The sequence below is a fragment of the Oscillibacter sp. MSJ-31 genome, assembly GCF_018918025.1.
Classification (GTDB): Bacteria; Bacillota; Clostridia; order Oscillospirales; family Oscillospiraceae; genus Hominicoprocola.
The window spans coordinates 1-532 of record NZ_JAHLPT010000073.1 but is presented as its reverse complement, the minus strand read 5'-3'; the positions used below and the strand labels follow the sequence as shown (position 1 = coordinate 532).

Annotated in this window: 1 protein-coding gene; it reads left to right on the top strand. The window is 61.5% G+C overall.

The genetic code is table 11. The features are described from left to right. The coding region (locus tag KQI17_RS13475) for a hypothetical protein (protein ID WP_216496701.1) at positions 1 to 532 on the top strand (532 nt) is incomplete at both ends.

The window sequence follows — 532 nt, the reverse complement described above, 5'->3', positions numbered from 1 at the left end:
TTTGGTCTGCTCGGCTCTACGCCGAAGACTCTGAGGCGGAGTACTATGTCGCCCTGACGGACCGGAACACCCTGTACCTCCGGCAATACGATGAGCTGGACAACGCGCCGGCAGCCCGCGCCGCCATCTATACGCGCGAAGAGAGCCTCCTGCCGGAGCCGCTGACGCTGGCTCTGGCGGACGAACCCAACAAGTCGCTGATGTTTTACTGGCGTGACCCACCTATGGAGGTGGCGCAGCCGCTGGCGGCGATCCCCATGACCGCACTGGAGAAGGGCGGGCAGAACAAGCTGCTGCTGGTGGGACGCTGGTACGAGACGGATATCCGGTTCTGCACGGGAACGCCCCAGCTGAACGCGGACGGCACCATGCGGGAGTGGATCACGGATACGGTGCTGTATGAGGGAACGATTCGGATCAACGAACCCCAGTGGTTCTCTCTTACGATTCCGGAGAAAACGGCAAAGCTGTGCCTGTTCATGAAGCGGCCCTGGGACGAGAGCTGGTTTACCTGGCCCATTACAGATCAGGA